At 43.7% G+C, this 268-nt stretch carries 1 pseudogene; it reads left to right on the forward strand.

Annotated elements, in window-relative coordinates:
- A pseudogene (locus ACG9ZB_RS17400) lies at positions 1-268 on the forward strand (EamA family transporter); the annotation flags it as partial.

Below are 268 nucleotides of genomic sequence, written 5' to 3' on the forward strand. Positions count from 1 at the left end.
GTCCACAACGCCTTTAGCGATTGTGTGGAGTGTGACCGATTTACATATGCTGTGGGCGTTGGTCTTACGTTTTTTCATTGCGCTGCCTTTGGCGATTTGTTTGTTATTGGTCTTAAAGCGACAGTTCCCCACCGATAAAGTCGCTTGGCATAGTTATTTTGCCGGTTCTTTTAGCTTGATTGGCTCGCAGTTTTTCACCTATGTGGCGACCAATTATATTATTTCATGCATGATTGCATTGTTGTTTGGCTTAGCTCCGATTATGGCT

This window comes from Acinetobacter johnsonii (assembly GCF_048551975.1).
Taxonomy (GTDB): Bacteria; Pseudomonadota; Gammaproteobacteria; order Pseudomonadales; family Moraxellaceae; genus Acinetobacter; species Acinetobacter johnsonii_A.